General features: G+C 60.0%; 16 protein-coding genes. 5 read left to right on the forward strand and 11 right to left on the reverse strand.

Annotated elements, in window-relative coordinates; genetic code table 11:
- Positions 1 to 40: 40 nt before the first annotated feature.
- From VGN12_14885 to VGN12_14900, 4 genes are read right to left on the reverse strand one after another with little or no spacing between them, the layout of a single operon-like run.
- A complete protein-coding gene (locus VGN12_14885; protein HEY4310733.1) occupies positions 41 to 1,450 on the reverse strand; it encodes a galactokinase family protein in 1,410 nt (469 codons plus the stop codon).
- Positions 1,447 to 2,637: a DegT/DnrJ/EryC1/StrS family aminotransferase gene (locus VGN12_14890; protein ID HEY4310734.1), complete on the reverse strand. Its 1,191-nt coding sequence runs from the start codon at positions 2,635 to 2,637 to the stop codon at positions 1,447 to 1,449. The genes VGN12_14885 and VGN12_14890 overlap by 4 nt, the downstream gene beginning before the upstream one ends.
- Positions 2,624 to 3,514 (reverse strand): NAD(P)-dependent oxidoreductase, encoded by an 891-nt coding sequence (locus VGN12_14895; protein HEY4310735.1) that lies wholly within the window; start codon positions 3,512 to 3,514, stop codon positions 2,624 to 2,626. Before VGN12_14895 ends, VGN12_14890 begins: the two co-directional genes overlap by 14 nt.
- Before the next feature lie 27 nt (positions 3,515 to 3,541).
- Positions 3,542 to 5,083 (reverse strand): glycerophosphodiester phosphodiesterase family protein, encoded by a 1,542-nt coding sequence (locus VGN12_14900; protein ID HEY4310736.1) that lies wholly within the window; start codon positions 5,081 to 5,083, stop codon positions 3,542 to 3,544.
- Positions 5,084 to 5,594: 511 nt separating this feature from the next.
- Here VGN12_14900 and VGN12_14905 point away from each other — a divergent pair.
- Entirely contained in the window at positions 5,595 to 6,329 is a 735-nt protein-coding gene (locus tag VGN12_14905) for a VTT domain-containing protein (protein ID HEY4310737.1), read from the forward strand.
- Positions 6,330 to 6,386: 57 nt separating this feature from the next.
- Here the strand turns inward: VGN12_14905 and VGN12_14910 are convergent, their stop codons facing one another.
- Positions 6,387 to 7,295 carry a VOC family protein gene (locus VGN12_14910; protein ID HEY4310738.1) on the reverse strand — a complete coding sequence of 303 codons (909 nt, stop codon included), beginning with the start codon at positions 7,293 to 7,295 and terminating at the stop codon, positions 6,387 to 6,389.
- Between the two features lie 205 nt (positions 7,296 to 7,500).
- Between VGN12_14910 and VGN12_14915 the strand changes: the two genes are divergently transcribed.
- Positions 7,501 to 8,904, forward strand: a complete 1,404-nt coding sequence (locus tag VGN12_14915) for a neutral/alkaline non-lysosomal ceramidase N-terminal domain-containing protein (protein ID HEY4310739.1) — start codon at positions 7,501 to 7,503, stop codon at positions 8,902 to 8,904.
- A 91-nt stretch (positions 8,905 to 8,995) separates the two neighbouring features.
- On the opposite strand, the gene VGN12_14920 is transcribed toward VGN12_14915, so the two are convergent.
- The 3 genes from VGN12_14920 to VGN12_14930 form a co-directional block, all read right to left on the reverse strand.
- On the reverse strand, positions 8,996 to 10,048 hold the full coding sequence (locus VGN12_14920; GenBank protein ID HEY4310740.1) for a DUF1559 domain-containing protein: 1,053 nt from the start codon (positions 10,046 to 10,048) through the stop codon (positions 8,996 to 8,998).
- 118 nt (positions 10,049 to 10,166) lie between these two features.
- Positions 10,167 to 10,910, reverse strand: a complete 744-nt coding sequence (locus VGN12_14925; GenBank protein HEY4310741.1) for a PEP-CTERM sorting domain-containing protein — start codon at positions 10,908 to 10,910, stop codon at positions 10,167 to 10,169.
- 57 nt (positions 10,911 to 10,967) lie between these two features.
- A complete protein-coding gene (locus VGN12_14930; protein ID HEY4310742.1) occupies positions 10,968 to 11,969 on the reverse strand; it encodes an SMP-30/gluconolactonase/LRE family protein in 1,002 nt (333 codons plus the stop codon).
- Between the two features lie 610 nt (positions 11,970 to 12,579).
- On the opposite strand from VGN12_14930, the gene VGN12_14935 reads away from it, so the two are divergent.
- A complete protein-coding gene (locus VGN12_14935; protein ID HEY4310743.1) occupies positions 12,580 to 13,461 on the forward strand; it encodes a DNA-formamidopyrimidine glycosylase family protein in 882 nt (293 codons plus the stop codon).
- Positions 13,462 to 13,605: 144 nt separating this feature from the next.
- Complete coding sequence (locus VGN12_14940; GenBank protein ID HEY4310744.1) at positions 13,606 to 15,021, forward strand: DUF1501 domain-containing protein; 1,416 nt, start codon at positions 13,606 to 13,608, stop codon at positions 15,019 to 15,021.
- 72 nt (positions 15,022 to 15,093) lie between these two features.
- On the opposite strand, the gene VGN12_14945 is transcribed toward VGN12_14940, so the two are convergent.
- Positions 15,094 to 16,398, reverse strand: coding sequence for a hypothetical protein (locus VGN12_14945; protein HEY4310745.1), 1,305 nt, complete (start codon positions 16,396 to 16,398; stop codon positions 15,094 to 15,096).
- Positions 16,399 to 16,558: 160 nt separating this feature from the next.
- Here VGN12_14945 and VGN12_14950 point away from each other — a divergent pair, with 160 nt between their 5' ends.
- Entirely contained in the window at positions 16,559 to 17,629 is a 1,071-nt protein-coding gene (locus VGN12_14950; GenBank protein ID HEY4310746.1) for a DMT family transporter, read from the forward strand.
- Here VGN12_14950 and VGN12_14955 read toward each other — a convergent pair.
- Complete coding sequence (locus VGN12_14955; protein HEY4310747.1) at positions 17,581 to 20,664, reverse strand: CusA/CzcA family heavy metal efflux RND transporter; 3,084 nt, start codon at positions 20,662 to 20,664, stop codon at positions 17,581 to 17,583. The two genes, VGN12_14950 and VGN12_14955, sit on opposite strands and share 49 nt — an antisense overlap.
- Positions 20,665 to 20,744: 80 nt before the next feature.
- Complete coding sequence (locus VGN12_14960; GenBank protein HEY4310748.1) at positions 20,745 to 22,160, reverse strand: efflux RND transporter periplasmic adaptor subunit; 1,416 nt, start codon at positions 22,158 to 22,160, stop codon at positions 20,745 to 20,747.
- Positions 22,161 to 22,290: the final 130 nt, after the last annotated feature.

Raw genomic sequence — 22,290 nt, forward strand, 5'->3', positions numbered from 1 at the left:
ATCGCAAACTCAATACTGCACGAGCCGTTCACTACCGAGATCAAGATGAAGCGGCCGTAACCTCGATCACACCGAAATGGTCCGCACCCGGCGAGCTGCCCCGGAACACGTATGGCTTTGCACCGCGGGCCCGAGAGTAATGCTCGACCAGGCAATCGAACGCGTCTTCGCGTTCCGCCAACCCCAACACCGCCACGGTGCCGCCGGCTCCTCCGCCGGTGACCTTGGCGCCGAAGATTCCACGCTCGCGCCCCTGTTCACGAGCTAACCGCACCAGCAAGTCCGTGGCTTCGTTGCCGAGACCTGTTTCGGTATAGCCGTGATGCGACTGGTACATCAATTCACCCATCAGCGTCGCGGCAGGGCACAGGTCGTCGGCGTCCGCACCGCGGGCCAGCTCGGCAAACAGGCGAACTCGCTCATTTTCTTCCACGGCGTAGCGAGTGCAGGCACGAACGGCATAGTTAATCTCGGGTCGGCACCGTGTGAACGGATCGACGTGGTCCTGTGCGACCTGCAGAAATTCCGCGCCGGTCATTCGCTCGGGCAGCTTGCTCTCGTAGCGTTCCCGGAACCGCGAGGGGGACAGGTTCGCCAGATAACCGGCAAAGCGATCATCGGTGAAGCGTGGGATGCGCGAATCGAGATCCGGCCGAACCGTCAATCCTTCGAAATCGCAAATCATCTTGTAGCCCATGAATCCCGCTGCGCGGGCCGCCTCGTATTCGATGCCGGTGACCGCGTGCGACACGCCCGAGTCGATCGCCCAGCAAGTCAAACCGGCTGGCAGTCGCACCAGCGGTTGCGGGACGCATGGTTGGCAGACAAGCGGCAGCACGCACCCCTCATCCCCCAGTACGACAGCGATTTGATCCATGATGCCGCAGGCACTTTCGGCCACAACGTTCTCGGCCCATTGGCACGATTCTGCCAGCTCGACTCCGGCGAGCGGCACGCCGTAGGCGCTCGCCGCGGCCTTCATCACTGCCACCTCGATCGCGGCCGACGAGCTGACTCCCTTATTCAACGGCACGTCGGAATCAATCAGTACCGTGGCGCCGCGCCGCACAATGTCCGGTGATTGCCTGCGCAGCCAATAGAACAATCCCAGGACATACGCCGTCCAACGGATCGCCGGATCACGGTTCACCAATGCTCGCACACGCGCTTCGTCGCTCAGTTCTTCGAAAGAAAACTCAACCCGCGCCTGCCACCCGAGCGCTGCCAATTGCGGATTCACGAAGACGATCCGCTGATCGCGGCGCAACTGCACGGCAGCCCACGTGGCTTCACGGATCGTAGCTTCGAACACCATACCACCGGTGTAATCGTCGTTGCCCCCCATCAAATCCAGGCGACCCGGCGCCCGCGCGACAAACACCGACGACGCAAGCGAAAACAGCTCTTCGCCCCGCTGCAACGATCTGACGGTTTGCAAAAAATCGTTCATGCTAAGGATCGAATCGCATCAATCAGGTATCGAATCCCCTCGTCTGTTAGCCGGGGATGAATCGGCAAGCTGACATACTTATGGAAAAGCGATTCGGCCTGTGGACATTCCCCTTCACGGTGCCCTTTCGCGCGGTAAGCCGCCGTCAAATGCATAGGCATGTAATGCGACCAGACTTTGATCTTCTTCTTCGTATACAGTTCCCACATGAAGTCTTCCTTCGATAGTGGGAACTCTTTCTCGATCAGTACGCAGTAGATGTGAAACGTGTGCTCGACGTCGGGCGAGACGTACGGCAATGTGAGGCCCGCAATACCGGCCAGGCCCGCAGTGTACTGTGTCGCGATATCGCGGCGGCGTTTGTTCAGTTGGTCGAGCTTCGCCAATTGCACCAGGCCGACGGCAGCCTGGGCGTCGGTCATACGAAAGTTGTACCCGACATCCGCGAAATCGAGCATCCAGTAGCGCTTGCCCATTGGCCGCTCGCGCTCGTCGATCGGCAGATACTTTCCCTTTGGGTCATAGGTCAGGCAGCACAACGATCGATACGAGAGCAGCCGCTCGAACAACTGCGGGTCATTGGTCGTGACCATGCCCCCTTCGCCGAGGGTGACCATGTTCTTTTGTTGATGAAAACTAAAGACGCCGATATCGCCCAGCGCCCCGGCTTTACGCCCTTTGTAAAGAGCCCCCGGGGCATGGGCGCAATCTTCGACGATTCTAATTCCGCGCGGCCGGGCGAGTGCCACGAGCGCATCCATCTCGCAACATTGACCGTAAAGATGCACTGGCAAGATCGCCTTCGTGCGCGGCGAAATTTTCGCGGCGACCGATTGCGGGTCGAGGTTCAAGGTTCGTGGGTCGATGTCGGCGAAGACGGCCTTCGCACCGCGCGCGGCGATCGCGTTAGCTGTCGAGATCCAACTCAAGGGCGTCGTGATGACCTCGTCCCCTGGCCCGACTTCGGCCGCGATCATGGCCAGCTCGAGCCCGGCCGTGGCATTGCATACGGCCAAGGCGTGGCGTGTGCCGCAAAAGGCGGCGAACGCATCCTCGAACTGCTTGACCTTCGGCCCGCACGACGGCGCGCTCGTCGCCAGCACTTGGCGCAGCGCCTCGGCCTCCTCAGGCCCGTATACGGAACCGTGGTTGAATTCGAGTTCGTGAACAGCCTTAGGCAGTTCCATGCACGGCTCTTTCAATAACTTGCTGACATGTGGGCGGGACGAAGCCGATCAACTCGGGCAGTCGCCGGCAAACCAAAAAGTCGTCGATCCCGCGTGGCGCCCGGCCCGGCGTGGGTGCGGACTGCGGCACAACCAAATCGGGTGATGCTCCCAGCGCCACAGCCACGCGTCGCGCCAGGTCATAGCGGACAATCTTATCCGATGCGCCGACGTGGAAAATGCCCCTCACTTCGCGACCGGCCAACTCGACGAGTATGCCCGCCAGCGTGCTGACGTCGATCGGATTGCGATATTCGAACGTCGGCGTCACCACTTTCGTTCCCGCGGCGAAAGATGTGGCCAACTTGTCGATATACGAGTTCGTGCCGGGGCGCAGTCCGCGCCCCAGAACGAGCGACACGCGCACGATCGTGGCCGTGGGAAGCAACTCGGCGATCGCGGCCTCGGCCCTGGCCTTCGTACGGCCGTAGAAGTTTACCGGCGTCGGCGTGGCATCCTCGGGATAGACGGTCAGCAAGCCATCAAAAACCGCATCCGTCGAAGTGAAAAGTAGTCTCGCCCCGAGCCGCCGACATTCCTCAGAGACATAACGCGGGCCGTGAAGGTTTACCCGTTCGGCGAATTCCTGCTCGCGCTCGCAGCGATCGATGTCAGCCAGCGCGGCTGTGAGGATTACCGCATCGGGGTGGGCCTGCTCAAAGGCGGCGCGGACGCTCTCGGCGTTTGTAATATCCACGGCAACCGAGGAATCATCCGGCGCGGTTTGTCGGGCACCGGAGATAACGTCGTAGTGCGGCTGCGCGGCACGCACGACATGCGCGCCGACAAAGCCTGTGGCGCCGATCACCAGAAGTCGTGGCTTGCGAGAAGTTGGCATGTGCTTCGCGTGTTGAAATTATTTCACCTAGAGCTGATCGATGGCGCGCCACAAACGTAGCGGGTGATCGGTCTGGATCAGGTCGATGCCCCACTCGATTGCCTGACGATATTGCTCAATCGTCGTGTCCCCTTTCGCGTCGGAAAAAACCTTGATGTCCAGTTCGTGGCAGTGCTTGATGTATTCGGGCGACAGTAATTTCCAAGCGGTATCCACGGCATAAGGTTTGAATCGCTTGGCGAGGGTATCAACGTGGCTTGCAGCGGCAACCGGAGCTAGCGTCCTAATTGCCGGATTGATTTGCTTCAGCTTCTCGAGATAAACGGGCCCCTGATAGACAACCGTTCGCTCGACGAGATTGTGCTTCGCAACTGCGGCGGCCAGCTCCTCGGGGGTGATGTCCTTGGCATCGAAGTAGAGCCCCATTGACGAGGGAAACTTGGCCAGATAGCCGTCTAGCTCTGGCACGGCTGCACCGGCGAACGGTAGGCCGAACCAACTGCCGGCGTCCAGCCCGCGCATCACCTCGTTCGTGGCCTGCCTGACGCGACCACGCCCATTGGTCGTACGGTCGAGCGTGCCGTCGTGCAGCAAGAACAATCCGCCGTCGCTTGTTGTGTGGACATCGATTTCGACGAAATCAGCATGCAGCTTCGCCGCCGCATCGAGTGACGCAACGGTATTTTCTGGAGCGTAACGAAGTGCGCCACGATGCGCCGCATATTTGACTGTACGATTTGCTGTCCGAAGAGATATCGCATGCGCAAGAAATTCTTCCGGCCGATCGGTGCGCACAATGTCAACGTGGGCCGCCAACAGCCTGTCCCAACCCTCGGGATTATCGTTTGGACCGCGCGCATCGCTGACGACGCAAACCTGCTTCGTGTGCAACGTATCGCACGTTTCCGTCGTCGCTTTAGCAGCTGGAACAAGCGCAACCTCAGGCTCCTTACCGGCGATTCCTACGGCAAGCCACTCCTTTGCATCCTGATCGGCCGGAAGTGGTCTAAGTGTTCGAATCTTGCCAGCGGATAACTCCCTTAAACGCGAGAGAACGTCGTCCGTTGCCGATACGACAACTTGATCGGCCATTTCCGCCGCTAGGATTTCACGGGCGAACGCCTCGGGCTCGACATCGCGGCCGACCAGTACCAGGCCAGCTTTTCCGCGCGCCATATCCAGACATTCACCGAGCGTGACGATCTTCGCACCAGCAAAACGTTTGGCGAACCAACTGCCAAAATCCAGGGCCTGCAAGTCAGCCAATGTTTGCTCGCGCAGAGGGCCGGTGCCCGACGATTTACCGTCGAGTTGATCGGCGTCGAAGATCACGTGCCGGCCATCCTTCGTGCGGCGAACATCCAGTTCCATCGCGTCGAGGCCATCCTCAATGGCCATCGCCACCGCGCGAGCGGTGTTTGCCGGCGTTTGCCGCGCGTAGCCCCCCGGCGCGACGACTTTCGGAATCGCCGCCGGCGTTCTGGGCGTAAAGGGATTTGCGACTGGCTCTGCCCCGTCGCAAATCGGACAAAGCCGCATCAAAAGGACCGTGGCAAGAATCCATCGCATCGGCATCAAGGCATGAGAGTGGGCGGGAGGGCGAACAAACTCGCTGCCGTCGGGCGACAGAGAGCCGCATCGAGTGTAACCGGTCACCGGCGTCTCGTCATGCCATGGCGAGCTCCCCATCGCCACGGATGCGATGACCGTGAATTTGCGGAATCGCTTCGACTTCCGGGTAAAGCCATACTGCGCCCAGCACGGCAATCGAAGGCAGGTCGCCGATTTCGTCTGACGGACGTTATATTGCTATAGCGAGGGCTTCGTGAGCTTTCTGCCCCACCGTCGATCCATCCAGCGGCGGCCCTGTTTGCGGCGATTCGCTTGAAACACTTAAAACCATACGGGCCGCCGGCAGAGGCATTCACGGCGCGCAATGCTTACCGACGGCCCTGACCCACGAACGGAGTGGAACGCGGGCTAGGCACAAGCTACGAAAGACGGACATCGCATGCAAATCGAAACGCCGGTAAGCGGCGGCAATCCCTCTCGCAATGACCAAGATGAAGCAAGACGCCGCATGTCCAGCGAACAACATCCTAGCGGTCGTGCAAGAATCGCCGTCAAGATTGGACTGGGCATTATCCTGTTGGCTGTTGTCCTGATACTAGGGCGCAGTCTTGGCCATCACATACCTCAAGTCGAGGATTGGATCGCCGCTCAGGGCCTGTGGGGCTACGTGATCTTTGTCGCCGTGATGGTCGGCGCCACGTCGATCTTTGTGCCCGACACGGTGTTTGCGATCGCCGCGGGCGCGCTTTTCGGCGTACTGTGGGGAACCCTCGCAATGACGGTCGGCTGCCTGCTAACGGCAGCGCTCAATTATGCGACGGCGCGGTTGTTCCTGCAGAACATGGTCCACGCGTATTTAGAACGAAAACCGCAACTCGCCGCCATCCAGCGCGCCGTCGATCGTGAGGGCTTTCGCTTTCAACTCTTGTTGCGGCTTACGCCGATCAATCCCGTATCGGTCAGCTATATCCTGGGCGCCGCCGGAACACGCTTCAGCACGTTTCTGGCCGCTTGCCTGGGTTTGGTGCCTGCGCTGTTCGTGGAAGTCTATTTCGGTTACGTGGCGAAGCATGTCGCCAAGGTATCCGGAGGCAGCAGCGAGCATTCTAAGCTGCATACCGCGATTACGATCATCGGCTTACTCGCCTGCGTGGCGATGCTGATCTATGTCGTCCGCGTGGCGCGTCAGGCCATCCGAACCGCGGAGGCCGCAGACAATATCCAGGGGCCAGGCAACTCCTAGAAGCACATCTCGCTCGTCTTTATTCGCTCCGTGCCTCCGCGTCTCCATGGTGAGCGGTTAATCCTCCCAAATCCCTTCGGGGATTGGCTTCGCTTCGACGATTTCGACAGTTACCTTGTCGGGGGCAAGAACGGAGAAACTTTTCGTCTTGGTATCATCGTGCATCGAGATGGGCTCGACGATTTCGACACCAGCGGCTTTCATTCGTTCGAAGACGGGCTCGATGCTTCGATACGAAAACGCGATATGGTCGATCGGCCGGCCGCGAGTCGGCTGAATTTCCTTTAGCGGTTCGTCCGGCCACCAAGGCGGCGCGGGCGAGACGTCCGGCTTGCCGAAGAAAATCATCGTCACGTTGTCGCACTGAATGAAATTCATCCAGATGCCGGCCAGCGTCGACATATCGCCCGCCGGTTTCTTCACGGTCAGCGATCGCGGTTTCAACCCCAGATGCTTCGCGTACCAACCCACCGTGTCGTTCACGTCCGTGCAAAAGAAATGGACGTGGGCAAAGCGATGATGCCCCATCGTGTTAATCTCGATCAATTCCTTGTCGGGCCCATTGATATACATATAAAAATTGTCGTTGCCAGGAAGCGGCGACAGCGGCGTATGAATGTCGACGTTGTGGCGTTTCCACCATTCGTATTCGTTTTTGACGTCGACGCCTCCCCAGCCGATGTGCCAGATACCGGTATTCAGCTTTGTCTCGGGCGGCGTGTCGACTTTGTTCAACAGAATGAACGAACGCTCGGTGAACAGCGCATCAGCCACGCCGTTGTACTTCGTGGGCGTGGCGCCGAACACACGGCTATAGAACTGCGACGATTTCTTCGGATCGGTCACGTTCAGATGCACATGGTGAAACCGCGCAGGCATGGCATCCTCGGCCCAGGCACGCATCAACGGTGCTCCAAACAACTGGCTGGCGAGACACAGCAACACAAAATGGCTGCGGCGATGCATCGAATTATCTCCTGGCGTGCAAGCGTGTCGAGCGTGAGGCCGCTACTTCGCAAGGGCGGAATCGCCCCTATAAAGCGGCAAGGCTGGTCTATCTTACCCTGTCACGCGACACCACTGAACAAGCATCTGGACCCGCGAACTAGTTGCATTCTCGTGTCCTCGCCGGCAGACTGAGCGCCAGATTCCCTGCCACGGAGGATTGTCGATGAACCGTCGCGAGTCGGTCGGGCTGTTGTGTTGTGCCATTTTAACCCTCGCCACTGGTTCGGCTTCGGCGGCTGACCAACCGCTATTGGCCGGCGTAGCCACGGTCGACATTACACCACCGCCCGGGCAGTTCATGTGGGGCTACTCGAATCGCCCGCAGGCCGCGACCGGCAAGCTCGATCCGTTGATGGCCCGCGTGCTAATGCTGGTCAGTGGCGACGTCCGCGCCGCGATCATCACGCTCGACCTGGGACGCACGCCCGAAGATTCGCTGCTGGCCGACCTGCGCGAGCGGACCCTTTCGAAGCACAAAATGGGCGATCTGTTCGTCACGGCCAGTCATACGCACGCGGCTCCCTCGCTCGAATCGCTCGACGGCAAACCGAACAAGTACGGACCAACCGTGATCGACGCCATCGATCGTGCGATCGACGAGGCAGACGCGAAGCTTGTGCCGGTGCGATTGGGGGTGGGGCGCGGCACCGTCGACATCGCGCACAATCGGCGGCACTTCCTGCCTGACGGCCGCGTCGCCATGCAATGGCGCAACGTCGAGCACGAGCCGACCGCGCCGGTCGACAAGGAATTCGTCCTGTTACGTTTCGACGGCGAAGATGGCAAGCCACTGGCGCTGGTCGTGCATTATGCGTGTCATCCCGTCGTTCTCGGGCCGGACAATCTGGAATACAGCGCCGACTTCGTGGGCGAGACTTGCCGGCAAGTTACCGAAGACGTCGGGGCGCCCTGCCTGTACCTGCAAGGGGGCTGCGGCAACATCAATCCCTACGTCGACAAGACGCCGCGCAACGAGCAGGGTATCGAACTGATGCGCAAAATGGGGCAGACATTGGCAGCAGCGGTGACGAAAACTACCCGGGATATCAAAACCGACGCCAGCCCTCGGTCGTCTCTCAAGTTCGAAGCTCGCTCGGTGCCGGTTCGTCTGCGGTGGGATGTCCGCGATCCGGACGTGAAGGCCGTGCTGAGCAAAATGTACGGCGCGCGGTTCGATCGCTATTTGGCACCCATGCTGCAGTCGGGGCGATTGCGCCCCGTGCTGACCACGCTGTTGATCAATGACGCGGTCGCTCTATGCGGCATGCCAGGCGAGTTCTTTGTGCAATTTCAAACCGATCTGAAAGAGCATTCGCCCATCCCGACGACGCTGCTGGTCGGCTATACGAACGGCTATCACGCCTACTTCCCCACGATTCGCGACGCTGCTGCCGGAGGTTACGGCGGCAAGACCGCCACGTACGTCGCGCCCGGCGCCGGCGAAAAGTTGCGCGACGAAGCACTGGTCACGCTTTACAAAATGACCGACAAGCTGCACGACGTCCCCCGCGAGGAAGATTTTCACCTGCTGGAGTACGACGACGTTAAGCAGCAGGCCAACAAGTAAGACGGACGCGAGGGTTTTGATTACTGCAGCGACACCGAGCGCGAGTGACGGACGGCCTGCTCGAAAAATCGCATCTTCGCCGCGGCGCGGCTTACTCGTTTCCGACGACGTCCGACTGCCCGCGTGTGGAGAGGGCACGCCAGATCGTGAGATCGACGTTCGCCGGCATGAACTGCCCCGAGCCATCCGCCCGCAGCACGTTTACGCCGCCCGGATGCAGGCTGCGCGCGGCACGCCAGCCATAGGCTGAATAAAGAAAGGGCTTCGCCGGCGGCGGCGTCGGGTCGACAGTCACCGACGTGATGCAATCGCAGGTCGGGGAATTCGGCGCGTAGTAATGGTTGTACAGCGAGCAGCGATACTCGCCGCTGCACCACGCAAACCCACGTGGGTCGTTACCGTTGCCGGCGCTTGAATTGAAAAGAGCGGCGCTCGCGCACTTCGCGTCGGTGAGGTCCGGCGTTGCGCTGAAGCCGAGCACGAACTTGTACGTCCGCTCGGGACTGACACCAAGGTACGCACCGGAAGGATCACGTATCGTGTCGAATCCCAACAAGCTTTCCGAGGCGGCGATCGTGTGCGAGCTGCCGTCGGTGATGTCGGCAAAGGTCGTTGTCGAATTCACATAGAAAACACCATCGGTGGCAAACGGTGTTCCTCCGCCAGCGCCCGAGCCCGCGCACATCACGTAATTCGTCGGCCCCGTCTGCGGCTTCTGCTGTTCGCCAACGTCGCTCGGGCAGAGGAACATCGGCAGCATCTGCCCAATGCCATTCAGGTTCGGCGCCGAGATCGGATAGCCGGCACCCGGCATGTACAGCGGAAGCGAGAGATCGAGCAAATCACGTACGTTCGCTTGCTCCATGTAGGGAAGCAATTGCGCCAGCGCCGACCAACGATAAAACGTATAGGGATGCGTGGGTTCCGGCGGATACTGCTGCGATACCTGACCGGATGGCAGACGCTTCAGCGCCGCCTCGTGATTGGCAAGCGCCAGGCCAATCTGCTTGAGATTGTTCTGACATTGCACGCGGCGGGCCGCTTCGCGCGCACTCTGCACCGCGGGGAGTAATAGCGCAATCAAGATGCCAATAATCGCGATGACGACCAGCAACTCGACCAATGTCATTGCGCGCCGTCGCATGCGATTATCCAATTACGCCGTCCGGTCAGGCATTGCCGCGGCCGAAAAGGCAATCTGCCCGGTAACAATATACCGGCCGGGCGGATTGCGAAATTTTTCGGCGAAGAATCACGCCATTTTAACCTGCGCGGCCCATCTTCACACGACGGCTCCGCCAACTCAGGTACGGCAGCACCGCCCCCACGGTCAACAGCAGCAAGCTGCTCGGCTCGGGCACGGCCACATTGCCAGCCGTAATGTTGTCAAACAACACGCCGTCGCCGCTGTTTGAGAACAGCATTGTTACTTTGTTGAACGGGTCGGTGTCCGTCACGCCGAAGTAGAACACATTCGCAAACGATGCCCCCGGCCCAATTGTTCCGATAACTACGTCCTCGCTCGTGCCCAGGATCGTATTCTCCAAGCGCAAGGTAATCGTATTCGCGTCTACGTCACCCGCCTGAATGATGTAGCTGCCGAACGCCGTAACTGGCGCATTGAAGGTGATGTCGTTGTTGTAGGCCGGTTGACCGGCAGTTGCCGGCTGTTCGACAAGAGCGATCGGCGTGCTCACCGGGAGAGCGGGCACACTAAACGCCCCCGAGAACCGAGCCGTGGCGGTGATGCCACTAGCGCCAAACGTCAGTGCCTGCGAAGCCGTGGCCCCGAGCTGACCACTGGTGAACTCGTCCAAAGTCTCGGTTCCGAAAGAACTCAAGGTCCCTAAAAACGTCGTCTGCGTTGCATTCGCTGCCGCGAGGTCGTTGGCACGATTCTCCGGCGTAGGAAAAGGAAGGCTCGTATAGGTCAACTGCCCCGCGACGGCCGACGAGGCTATCGCGACGCCGGCAACCAATGCGACCAGGGAAATACAACGATGCATAAGAAACTCCCAATCAAGGTTTGTAAGGGGGCGTTCACGCGAAGAATCCGCGCCGCACTATCGCTTGGCGCGCCGACGCGCAATCAAGGCCAACAGCGCCGCACCGCAACCGGCCAATGCCAGGCTTGTCGGTTCGGGCACATGTGTAAAGGCAGTCGCCTCGGTAAAGCCCGGTGTTGCACCGGCGGAAGCAAACACTCCCAAGAGTTGCCCCGAGTAGCTGTACTCGGAAATATTGCCCGTGCCGGCGGCAAATCCCAGAATGCCGACCAGCATGCCTTGTCCATCGGGCGCGGCCATAATTCCTTGCGGAAATGCCAAGCCACTGACGTTAAACGTCGCATCCTGAACACCGGTCGTGGCGTTGAACTTCTCGAGCGACTGTCCGAACAAGCCCGTCACGTACAGATCGTTGCCGTTAACGAACACGCCCGCCGCGCCGGGGATAGTGGCATTCAAAGGGACAAGGTCCGACATCGAAGTGAATCCTGCGTCTGATTGCGCGACAGTACCACCTGCGAATCCACCACCGCCGTCGAATCCACCGGCCAACAGCGTGCTGCCGTGAAAGGCCAGGCCACTGAAGCCGAAGCTCGTTCCACCCGCGAGTTGCGGGCCGGCGTTCGACCCATCCGGATTCAGTTGCGAGATTCCAGTGCCGTTCAGGTTTGCCACAAACAACTTCGAACCGTCAGGGCTAAACACCATCGAGTTCGGCATGGCCAGGCCGTTTGCGGCGGTGGCGATCACCTGCGGATTCGTCGCCGTTTCCGTGTGGTAGTTGTAATCGTATTCCACGACCTCGTTGTTTTGCGAACTCGCGACATACAGATGGTTCAAATCCGGCGAGACAACCAAACCATCGGGCGCGTTCAGATTTGTGGAGTCTGAGACAACCGTATTGAGATAGGCGCCGGTGTCGCTGTAGGCGTACACGGCATTGCTGAGTCGATCGACGACCAGCACGTCTGCCTGCACGGTCGTCGTAAAGAATGCATTGAACGACAGAGTCGCTACAGAAAAGAGCAACAGAGAGCAAGTCAAGTTGCGGGTCAACATTAGCGAAACCTCTCGAGATAGAATCCAGGTGTTACATCAAGAATCAGGGAAACGAACGGAAAGACAGAAATCATGTACACCAACTCAACGGTGCATGACAAACGGTCTAGGAGATCGCCACAGAGAAGAAGAGAGCGTTTTTGCTTAGCGTTTCTCTGGCGAAGAAATTGCAACTCTTGGAGAGTGCATGGAAGGTTGACTTTCGTCGCACTAGTATCCACTGCCGGCTAAGCTGAAACAAGTAGTCTTGCAGCTTCTCCCCAATAATCGTCGCGAGCGATTCTCGAACATGGAGTGAATCCATTAACGGCAGCTCGGGGCGCGTGTTTCAAAAACCTTGGTTGACCGGTTTCGTGGGGCCTTGCATGACACCCATCAAAGGGAGAGCGATCAAGTGGTGATTTTTTCGCCACTCGAAAACGCTAGGAAAATGGGAGTTTGCGCGCGTTGCATCAAAACGAAGCGCTGCTTGCTGCGTGGCGAAAAAATCGCCACGACGTGTGCTACAACAATCGTGATTCACCACAACGTCGCCTTTAAATACTTCAGATAACCGCGTTCGAGTATCAACGTCGGGACAGCGATTCTGAAAAAATCTTTGTGAACGACTATGCCCGAGCTCCCCGATATCACGATTTATCTCGACGCACTTGCAGCGCGCATCATGGGCGAGCGACTGTTGCAGGCGCGCATCACGAGTCCGTTTTTATTGCGCACGTTCGATCCGCCAATCGCGGCCGTCTCTGGAAAAAACGTGCAAACATTGCGCCGACTTGGCAAGCGCATCGCCATTGGTCTCGACGATGATCTGTGGCTCGTCTTGCACTTGATGATTGCAGGCCGATTGCACTGGAAGGCGCCCGGCGCGAGGCTGGCGGGTAAATACAATCTGGCTGCTTTCGATTTTCACAATGGATCGCTGATACTCACCGAGGCAGGCGCGAAGCGGCGCGCGGCGCTCTATATCGTTCAGGGGGAAGCGGCGCTTGCCGAACATGATCCCGGTGGCATCGACGTCCTGGCCGCCGACGTCGAGCGATTCTCCGCCGTGCTGCGTTCGCGCAATCACACCATCAAACGCGCGCTGGCGGACCCAAGTCTCATGAGCGGCATCGGCAATGCCTACTCGGACGAGATTCTGCACCGCGCCCGATTGAGCCCCTTCACGCTCACGCAAAAAATGTCGGACGCCGAAATTGCACAGCTCTTCACGGCAACGCGCGACGTCTTGACCGAGTGGATCGAACGCCTGCGGCGCGAGGCGGGCGAAACTTTCCCTGAAGGAGTTACGGCCTTTCGACCCGAGATGGCCGTACACGGCAAGTTCGGCCAGCCTTGCCCGGTGTGCGGTGCGCCGGTGCAGCGCATCCGCTATGCCGACAACGAAACGAATTACTGTCCGGGCTGTCAGACCGGTGGTCAGATTCTGGCCGATCGATCGCTGTCGCGGCTGTTGAAAGATGATTGGCCGCGACATCTAGATGAGCTGTGATTCGATGGGTCCGCGCCGGCTGCAATCTTCAAACGCCGAACCGATACGCAATGTCGGCGATAAAAGAACCGTGCATCAACCGTCGCCGATGGATATACTACGGGCGCATCCCACGCCTGATTTCGCCCGCCCCGAGAAATTCTGATGCTTCGCGTCACGGCCCAAACGCCTGTGCGGCTTTGCGATCGCGTTTCACGACGAGAATTACTACGAATCGGCGGTCTGGGGGCCTTCGGCTGTACTCTGACTGAGTTACTGCAGCCTACGGCGCAGGCTAAGACCAACACGCCCACCGATCCACCGCGAGGTCGGGCAAAGTCGTGCATCGTAATATTCCTCTGTGGCGGTCCCTCGCAGCATGCGACCTGGGATCCGAAGCCCAACGCCCCCGCCGAGGTGCGCGGCGAGTTCGGGCACATCGCAACGGCGGTGCCAGGCATGTCGCTGGGCGAACTGTTGCCACAGACGGCGACGTTGGCCGATCGCTTATGCCTGCTGCGCGCCATGCGCACCGGCGACAACGCGCATTCGTCGAGCGGCTATTACATGTTGACGGGCGTGCCGCATCAGCCGTTGAACGCCGAGAACGTGAATCCTGGCGCCCCGAACAACTGGCCGCAGTTCGCCTCGATCGTTCGGCATTTACAACCTGACGCTGCTTCGCTTCCCAACGCCGTGCGGTTGCCGCAACACATCCACAATACGGACGGTTCGGTCTGGCCTGGCCAGGACGCTGGGTTCCTGGGGCGCGCGAGCGATCCGTGGTTGTTCCGCTGCCAACCGGCATCGGCCGATTTCCGCATTCCCGAATTCTCGCTCCCCGAAGAATTGCCCCTCGACCGATTTCACAGCCGGCAATCATTATTGGACGAGATTGAGCGCCTTCGCGCCGCGTCGCGGCGCGAGGATGCCTCGGGCGGTTCGTATCAAAAAGCGATCGATCAGGCTTTCGATCTGTTGACCTCGCGTGAAGCCCGAGCGGCGTTCGATCTGTCGCAAGAGTCTGATACATCGCGCGACCGGTATGGGCGATCGCAGTTCGGGCAGAGCTTGCTGCTGTCGCGGCGCTTGATCGAGGCCGGCGTGCGACTCGTGCAGGTCAATTGGTTTCGCGGTCCCGACGAGCCGTTCGATGCGCCGTGCTGGGACTCGCACGTCCGCGAAGCTGACCGGCTGAAGAAAGTTCTCATGCCGACGTTCGACCAGGCGTATTCAGCGTTACTGTCGGATTTGGACGGGCGCGGAATGCTCGACGAGACGATGGTCGTCTGCATGTCGGAATTCGGACGCAGCCCGAAGATCAACGTGGTTGCCGGCCGTGACCACTGGGGAAGCGTCTTTTCCGTGGCGCTAGCCGGCGGCGGACTCCGCGGCGGATACATTCACGGCGCTTCGGACACGATCGGGGGCGAGCCAAAAGACGGCATGGTGCGGCCGCAGGATTTGCTGGCCACGATGTTCCAATCGCTGGGGCTTTCGCCCGCGACCGAAATACACGATCCGCTAGGACGCCCCTTCCCGATCGCACGCGGCGAAGTCGTGCGCGAGATCATGGCCTAGTTGCCGCTTTAAAGAGCGGTACGAAGTGCCAGTGTGGGCTTGTCCAGCAGTGCGGATCGCGAGCAGGCGATCTCAATCGCCGTCACCGGCAGCTCGCCGCAACTCGGTCGACGAAATATCGGCGCGAAATTCCGCTTCCGAAACTTCTTCGCACAGCGCGCGCAACTCAGGCGGCAGATTCAAGTCCACCAGCGTTTCAAACCGATCCTGCGCTCGACGGCCAAAGACTAGGAATCGACAGCCGGCCTCCGCGATCGACGAAACTGCCTCGTCACGCTGCGCTGCATCGTTACGATAGTAGCGCGGCTGTGCGATGCGTTCGATCGTGTCGGCGCCGACCAGAAATGTCGCACCGGGAAAAATGCTCGCCTTCGCTACGAACGTTGGCGCTCGTGTAAACCATAGCGCCAAACCCGGCGTGCTCGTGTCGGCCCGCGCGAACTGTGTCGCGCGCAAACGCATTTCGTGAAAGTCGAGCGGCGGCTTGTCGACATTCGTAATCGAAATTTCCCACGCGACTGCTGCCCCCAATCGTTGCTCGGCAATTTGCGCCATGGCCAGATGCCCTGCGTGCAACGGATGGAAAGCGCCCGGGAATATCGCGCGAGCCTTTCTAGAAGCCGCGTCGACCGAAAATGACGTCTCGCCTGTCGCACTGTCACCGCAACGTTCGTCCACCAGCAAGGCGTTGATTTCACCTGCCACCAGCGTTTGCCAATCCGCCGGCGCCAGCGTGCCATTCTCGACGACACATTCGGGCGACTTAAGCGGCAACGTTAGCCGGTCGGACAATCCACACGCCTGCGCGATCATATTCAAAAGCAATCGCGCGGCGATCAACTCCTCGCCATGCCGGTCGCGAGCCCCCTTGGATAGCTCGAGCGAAGCGACTGCCGTTAGTTCCGCCGTTTGCGCCGCGACATGAATTCGATGGGCGCCGCGCTTCGGCCGATCGCTCACGAGGCTGGCCGTACAAGCGATACCGGCAATCGGGCCGGCGCCCCCTTCATTGGCGGCCAAATTAATCGCCTGCTGATAAGCGGTCATCGCCATCGAGCGAGCGGTGCGTTCCGTGCAATAGTGTTCGGGATAAGCGCCGAGCCACTGCACGAGCGCCGTCGACGAATAGGGAATCGTCGCCGCCAGCACACTGCGCGAACCGCCAGGCACAGCCAGCAGCGCCGAAATCGCCTGGCTACCACCACCGGTCGCCGCCACGACGAAGCGCGTCCCGCTCGCATGAATGCGACCGAGGAATTCGTCCGGCGCTATCATCGCAGGCACGGAGCTGGTCAAGCTGGTCACTCCCGGAATCGTCGTGGCGCGCTTTAGATCGCCTTGGTAAATCAGCGTTGGCGAAGTCGGCGCGACGGGCATCGCGCGACTCGAAATGCCATTGCCCGATCGTACCCCTTCCGATTAGGGATGGGGTTTAAACATCTTCCTAATAAATATAGGTCGGCAAAAGTCTTGCATTCTCGCAGCTTGCGTGAAGCTGCGCTCGTCAAGCATCATCATCCTGCATACAATTCGCCCCGTGAAGACCAATCAGAATAGCACCGTGGCCCGGCTGACACGGATCGAGCCCTTCTTGCTCGGTACCGTACTCAGCGGCGTTTCGTCCCTGGGCTACAGTTGCTCAAACGTCTGTTTGCGTTGGCTCGCGCATTGCGATCCGCTGCTGGTGTCGTGCATCAAGGCAGTACCGACGCTGTTCGTGGCCACGGCGTTGGTCTATCTCAGCGTCGCACGCCGGACAATGCGCTGGCCCAGCATGCCGGCCTTCCTGGGGCTGGCCACGGTCGGCATCATCGCGCAGCTCGGCGGCAATGGATTTTTTCAATGGTCGATGGGCGAGGTCGGACTGGCGCTGACAGTTCCGCTCTGCGCCGGCACGATGATCATCGCGGCCACCATTTTGGGGCGAGTCTGGTTGCGCGAGGCGGTCACACCGCGGTCGGCTTTGGCGCTGGCGATCTTGATTTCCGCCATCGTCGTGTTGAGCGTGGGGGCCGAGCGCGCGCCGCAATTGGCCGAACTTTCAACGGCCGACGCTTCGATCACCGCGGCCTTGGCCGCCGCCTGTTTCTCAGGCATCTCTTACGCCGTCTTGAACGTCACGATTCGTCGGCTGGTGACCGGCTCGATGCCGATGAGCCTGGTGCTATCGACCGTCAGCGCCGTGGGAGTCGTCAGTCTAGGGCTGGTCGCGATTGCGCGTACAGGTTGGGCGCCCCTGGCGGCCACGGCACCCAGCGACCTGGGCGTGATGTTCATCGCCGGATCGTTTAACGCGGTCGGTTTTTTCACGCTCACCAAGGCGTTGCAGTTGGTGTCGATCGTGCAAGTGAACGCCGTCAGCGCTTCGCAATCGGCGCTCGCAGCCATAGCAGGCGTGGCGATCTTTGGCGAATCAATGACGACAAGCCTGGTGTTCGGCGTGTCGCTGACGATCCTAGGGCTAACGTTGGTCGACCGCGGACGCAAAATGCGAACGCCTCCGGATAGTGGCGGATCGTCCGCTGCGCCAAACGAGCAATTGGTGGCCATATCGCCGCTTCAATTGCCGGGCAGCGTCGCTCTGCCGCGCGAGCCAACGACCACATAAATAGCCGGCAGTATCACAAGCGTCATCAGAGTGCTGGAAATGACGCCGCCGATAACGACCGTGGCCAGGGGGCGCTGCACTTCGGCGCCGGTGCCGGAACTAGTTGCCATCGGCACAAAACCGACGCTCGCCACGAGCGCGGTCATGACGATCGTACGCAGGCAGGAAAGTGCCGCTTGAGGCACCGCATCGCGCATCGGAATTCCTTCGTGAAGCAAATCCCGTAGCGCTGAGACCAGCACCATGCTATTCAGCACCGACACGCCCGAGAGCGTGATGAAGCCGATGGCCGCCGAGATCGACAGCGGCATTTCTCGCAGCGCTAGTGCCCCGATCCCGCCGACGCATGCGAACGGAACGCTGGCGAACACGATCGCCGTGTCGATCAGATTGTGATATGTGAAATACAAGAGCACCACGATCATCGACAGTGCCAAAGGGACGACGATTGCGAGCCGTGTCTTGGCACGTTGCAGATTCTCGAACTGACCGCCCCAATCGATGCGATAGCCTTCGGGCAGCTTCAATTGCTCGTCGATCCTTTGCTGCGCCTCGGCCACGAAGCTGCCCACGTCACGGCCACGGACGTTGCACTGCACAGTGATACGGCGCTTGCTCCATTCGCGTGAGATCGTCTTCGGCCCCTCGATCACGTTCACCTCGGCCAAACGCGACAGCGGGATGCGTTCACCGGCAGGCGTGGAAATCAGAATATCCGCGATGGCGCTGGGATTGGCGCGCAAGTGTTCAGGAAGCCGCGCCGTGAGCGGGAAAGGAATCTGTCCTTCGATAACGTCACCCAGTTGAATGCCCCCCACCGATTCGACGATATCGAGCACCAGCCGGGCCGAGACGCCGTAGCGGGCGATCTGGTCCTGGCGGATGCGAATCTGCAGCACCGGCTGGCCGGCGATCTGCTCGGTGGCCAGATCGACGCAGCCGCGCACGTCGCGCAAAATCCGTTCCAGCTCGCGACCATAGTTGACCAGCGTGTCGAAATCGTCGCCGAACAGTTTGACGGCCACGTCCGATCGCACGCCCGAGATCATTTCATTGATGCGCTGCTCAATCGGTTGCGTGAACCAATTGATCTGTCCGGGTATGTCCGCCACTTCCTTTTCCATTAACTCGACTAGCTCATCCTGCATCTTGGCGCGCTTCCATTTCTCGCGCGGCTTGAGCGAAATAAACAGATCGGTCATTTCCACGCTGCTGGCGTCGGTGGCCACTTCCGGCGCGCCGACCCGGCTCCATGTATGCGAAACCTCATCGGGAAACAGCTCGAGCAGCATTTTCTCGATTTGTGTGTTCACGCGCACGGATTCTTCCAGGCTCGTTCCCGGCGGTCGCACCACGCCGATCACGATGGCCCCTTCGGAAAGCCGCGGTACGAATTCTGATCCGAACGATAGGGCCAATGTCACGGCCATGACCAGGCTGCCCAGTGCTACGGCCAGCACCATGTAGCGAAACTGCAAGCAAAGGCGGAGAATCGGTGCATAGATCGCCCGGGCGAAGCGTACCGGCAGCGCGTCGCGCTCCTCGATATTTTTGGGAAGCGCCAGACTGGCCAGCACAGGCATCAGCGTCAGCGACAAAATCAGCGATCCAGTAAGCACGAACATCACGGTCAGCGCCATTGGACGGAACATCTTCCCTTCGACACCTTGCAGCGAAAGGATCGGCAGGTAGACGATCATGATGATCAATTGTCCGAACACCGTCGGCGTGCGCACTTCGAGGGCCGCATCGCGAATCACGCGCAACCGCTTGGTACCCGTCAGCGGTCCGTGATGCGCCAGTCGTTTGACGATGTTCTCGACCACGACGACCGAGCTGTCGACGACGATGCCGAAGTCGATGGCTCCCAAGCTTAACAGTGTGCCCGCGATGCCGGCCTGCCACATACCGCAAAAGCCGAACAACATCGCCATGGGGATAGCGAGCGCTACAATCAACCCTGCGCGCAGGTCCCCCAAAAAGACAAATAGGATGATGATCACCAGCAGACCGCCATCGAGGAGATTGCGGCGCACCGTATCGATTACCTGATCGACCAGGTCCGTGCGGTCGTAAACGGTTTCCAACCGCACCCCAGGGGGAAGCTGCTTCTTTACTTCCTGCAGCTTGTCTGCCAACCGGCTTGTGACGGCGTAACTGTTTTCGCCCATCAACATAAAGCCCAGGCCGAGCACGACTTCGCCTTGTCCGTTGGCGGTCACCAGGCCGCGACGGATCTCGTGCCCAATCGTGACTTCGGCCACGTCGCGGACGTGAATCGGCACGCCGGCCTTGGCTGCGACGACGATATCTTCGATCTGCTCGATCGTGCTGGTGCGACCCACGCCGTGTACCAGCAGCATGTCTCCCGAGCGATCAATGCTGCCGCCGCCGACGTTTAAGTTGTTCGAACGCACGGCTTGCATCACGGCTTCCCACGACAAGTCGTACTTGATCAACAGCGTGGGATCGATCCGCACCTGATATTGCTTCTTGAAGCCCCCCCAAGAGTTGATTTCGGCCGTGCCTGGCACCGGGCGCATGGCGGGTTTGACCGTCCAGTCATGAATCGTGCGCAGATCGGTCAGGTCTTTGCCTTCGCCAATCAGGATGTAATGCAGCACCTCGCCCAACCCGGTCGAGACAGGTCCCATCTCGGGTCGGTCAAAGCCCGGGGGAATGTCGACTGTGCCTAAGCGCTCGTTGATCAACTGCCGGGCGAAATAGATGTCGGTACCATCGGCAAAGGTCACGACGACCTGCGACAGTCCGAATTGCGAGATTGACCGTAATTGCTCGAGCCCTGGCATGCCGCTGATGGCTAGCTCGATCGGGAAGGTGATCTGCCGCTCGACCTCTTCCGGAACCAGGGCGGATGCCACGGTGTTGATCTGCACCTGCACCGGAGTCGTATCGGGGAAGGCGTCGATGTTCAGCTTGCGTAGCGAGACCAAACCGGCGATCGCCACGACCAGCGCGAACGCCAGTACGGCAAAGCGATTGCGGAGCGACCAGTCGATCAACCAAGAAAACATCAAGAACTCGGAGGGCGTTGTGCGTATTGGATCTCTGGCCGTCTAGGTAAGCCTCGTGCTCGCGAACAATCGACGGGCGATTACGGGCTGGCGGCGATCCGACTGCGAACGATTTCGGATTTCAGCAAATGGCTGCCCGTCGTGGCGACCCTCTCGCCCGGTTCCAAACCGCTGAGAACCTCGACGACGTTGCGGCGCGAAATCCCAAGCTCCACGGGACGCGCCTCGAAGGTAGTTTCATCCGTCGGGACGAAAACAACCCAGCGTCCTCCCTCCCATTGCACGCACTCGTTGGGGATAACCGTCGCGTGTGGTACCTGCCGGACGCGAATGCGACCCGTACCGAAGGCGTTCGCCAGCAGGCGTCGCCGCTCTTGACCGCGCAACTGGCTTTCGGGAATCATCGGGTTTTCCACTTCGGCACGAACCGATACCGTGCGGGTCTTCTCATCGACTTCCGAGGAAATCCACGCGATCGTACTATGAACGTCGGCGTGACCGCCGTCGGTGGTAAAGACCACGTCTTGGCCGAGCAACAGGTTTGCGGCGTCTTCGCGACGCACGTCGAGCAAGATCCACATCCGGCTGATATCCGCCACGACGAACTGTTCGGCTGACGGGCTGACGACTTCTCCCAGCGAGATCTCGTGGCCGATCACCACACCATCGAACGGCGCAACGAGCGGAATCAAGCCGATCGTAGTAGTCGCCGGGTCGAGCGTGCTTTTCAGCGCTTCCGGCAGGCCGAGGAACTGCAGCCGCTGGGCCAACTCAAGATCGGTGGCGTGTTCAGGATCTTCGAGATGAATCGGCAGGCCAAGATTGATCAACGTTTGCTGCGCATTGGTCATGCGGATATAGGCCTCGCGCGCCTCGGCCTGGACTTCGTACAGGTCCCGCTCGGGCACGACCGATTGGCGGGTGTGCAGCCGGTCCGAGATCCCCTTCTTCAATTGATAGTCGACCACCGCCTGTAGCAACTCGGCCTTTGCCTTGCCAACATCGACAGCTTCGATAATGGCGAGCACGTCCCCCTTCTTGAACGGTTGACCGAGCTGCTTCTCGATACGCCACACTGTGCCGGGAACGCGCGCCGAGAGATGTGCTACCCGCGTCTGGTCATAACTGATTACGCCGTTGGCGATGATTTCCTGGCTGATCGAGTGCTGCTCGGCCTCGGCCGATTCGATGCCCGCTTTCTGAATGGCATCGCGCGAGCTGAAGCGGATTCGCGTGGGAGCCACGTCCGCTTGTTCGACCGTTTCGCCCGGTCCTTCGACGCCGTGTTGACGCGATTTGGTCGTTTGATTCGCGGCGACGCTGATCACGGCCTGAGGCGTGTTTGAGTGCGCCGCCTGGGCGGAGGATTCATCGTGACTGAATTTCCAATGGCTGACGTGGCCCCAGGCCGCCAACGAAAGTAAGCCTGTCAGGACGGCCGTTGAGGGCAACCACGCCTTGGCGACTTGCCAAAGGGACGACAGCGACGGACTCATGGCATTATTCCCGGATTGAAGTGCTCCGGCATCAGCGCAGAGTTACGCCCCGAAGGGCTCTGAGTGACACCGCGGTGGAATCGTGGGCAGCGATGCGCGGTGCGAAAACTGACAGCGGCACGGGGGCGAA

It is taken from the genome of Pirellulales bacterium, from assembly GCA_036499395.1.
GTDB lineage: Bacteria > Planctomycetota > Planctomycetia > Pirellulales > JACPPG01 > JACPPG01.

Coding starts and splice junctions, on each gene's coding strand:
- VGN12_14940 (HEY4310744.1), top strand. CDS start 13,606: ATGCTTCGCGTCACGGCCCAAACGCCTGTGCGGCTTTGCGATCGCGTT.
- VGN12_14935 (HEY4310743.1), top strand. CDS start 12,580: ATGCCCGAGCTCCCCGATATCACGATTTATCTCGACGCACTTGCAGCG.
- VGN12_14925 (HEY4310741.1), bottom strand. CDS start 10,910: ATGCATCGTTGTATTTCCCTGGTCGCATTGGTTGCCGGCGTCGCGATA.
- VGN12_14910 (HEY4310738.1), bottom strand. CDS start 7,295: ATGCATCGCCGCAGCCATTTTGTGTTGCTGTGTCTCGCCAGCCAGTTG.
- VGN12_14915 (HEY4310739.1), top strand. CDS start 7,501: ATGAACCGTCGCGAGTCGGTCGGGCTGTTGTGTTGTGCCATTTTAACC.
- VGN12_14895 (HEY4310735.1), bottom strand. CDS start 3,514: ATGCCAACTTCTCGCAAGCCACGACTTCTGGTGATCGGCGCCACAGGC.
- VGN12_14960 (HEY4310748.1), bottom strand. CDS start 22,160: ATGAGTCCGTCGCTGTCGTCCCTTTGGCAAGTCGCCAAGGCGTGGTTG.
- VGN12_14955 (HEY4310747.1), bottom strand. CDS start 20,664: ATGTTTTCTTGGTTGATCGACTGGTCGCTCCGCAATCGCTTTGCCGTA.
- VGN12_14890 (HEY4310734.1), bottom strand. CDS start 2,637: ATGGAACTGCCTAAGGCTGTTCACGAACTCGAATTCAACCACGGTTCC.
- VGN12_14920 (HEY4310740.1), bottom strand. CDS start 10,048: ATGCGACGGCGCGCAATGACATTGGTCGAGTTGCTGGTCGTCATCGCG.
- VGN12_14930 (HEY4310742.1), bottom strand. CDS start 11,969: ATGTTGACCCGCAACTTGACTTGCTCTCTGTTGCTCTTTTCTGTAGCG.
- VGN12_14900 (HEY4310736.1), bottom strand. CDS start 5,083: ATGCGATGGATTCTTGCCACGGTCCTTTTGATGCGGCTTTGTCCGATT.
- VGN12_14885 (HEY4310733.1), bottom strand. CDS start 1,450: ATGAACGATTTTTTGCAAACCGTCAGATCGTTGCAGCGGGGCGAAGAG.
- VGN12_14905 (HEY4310737.1), top strand. CDS start 5,595: ATGTCCAGCGAACAACATCCTAGCGGTCGTGCAAGAATCGCCGTCAAG.
- VGN12_14945 (HEY4310745.1), bottom strand. CDS start 16,398: ATGCCCGTCGCGCCGACTTCGCCAACGCTGATTTACCAAGGCGATCTA.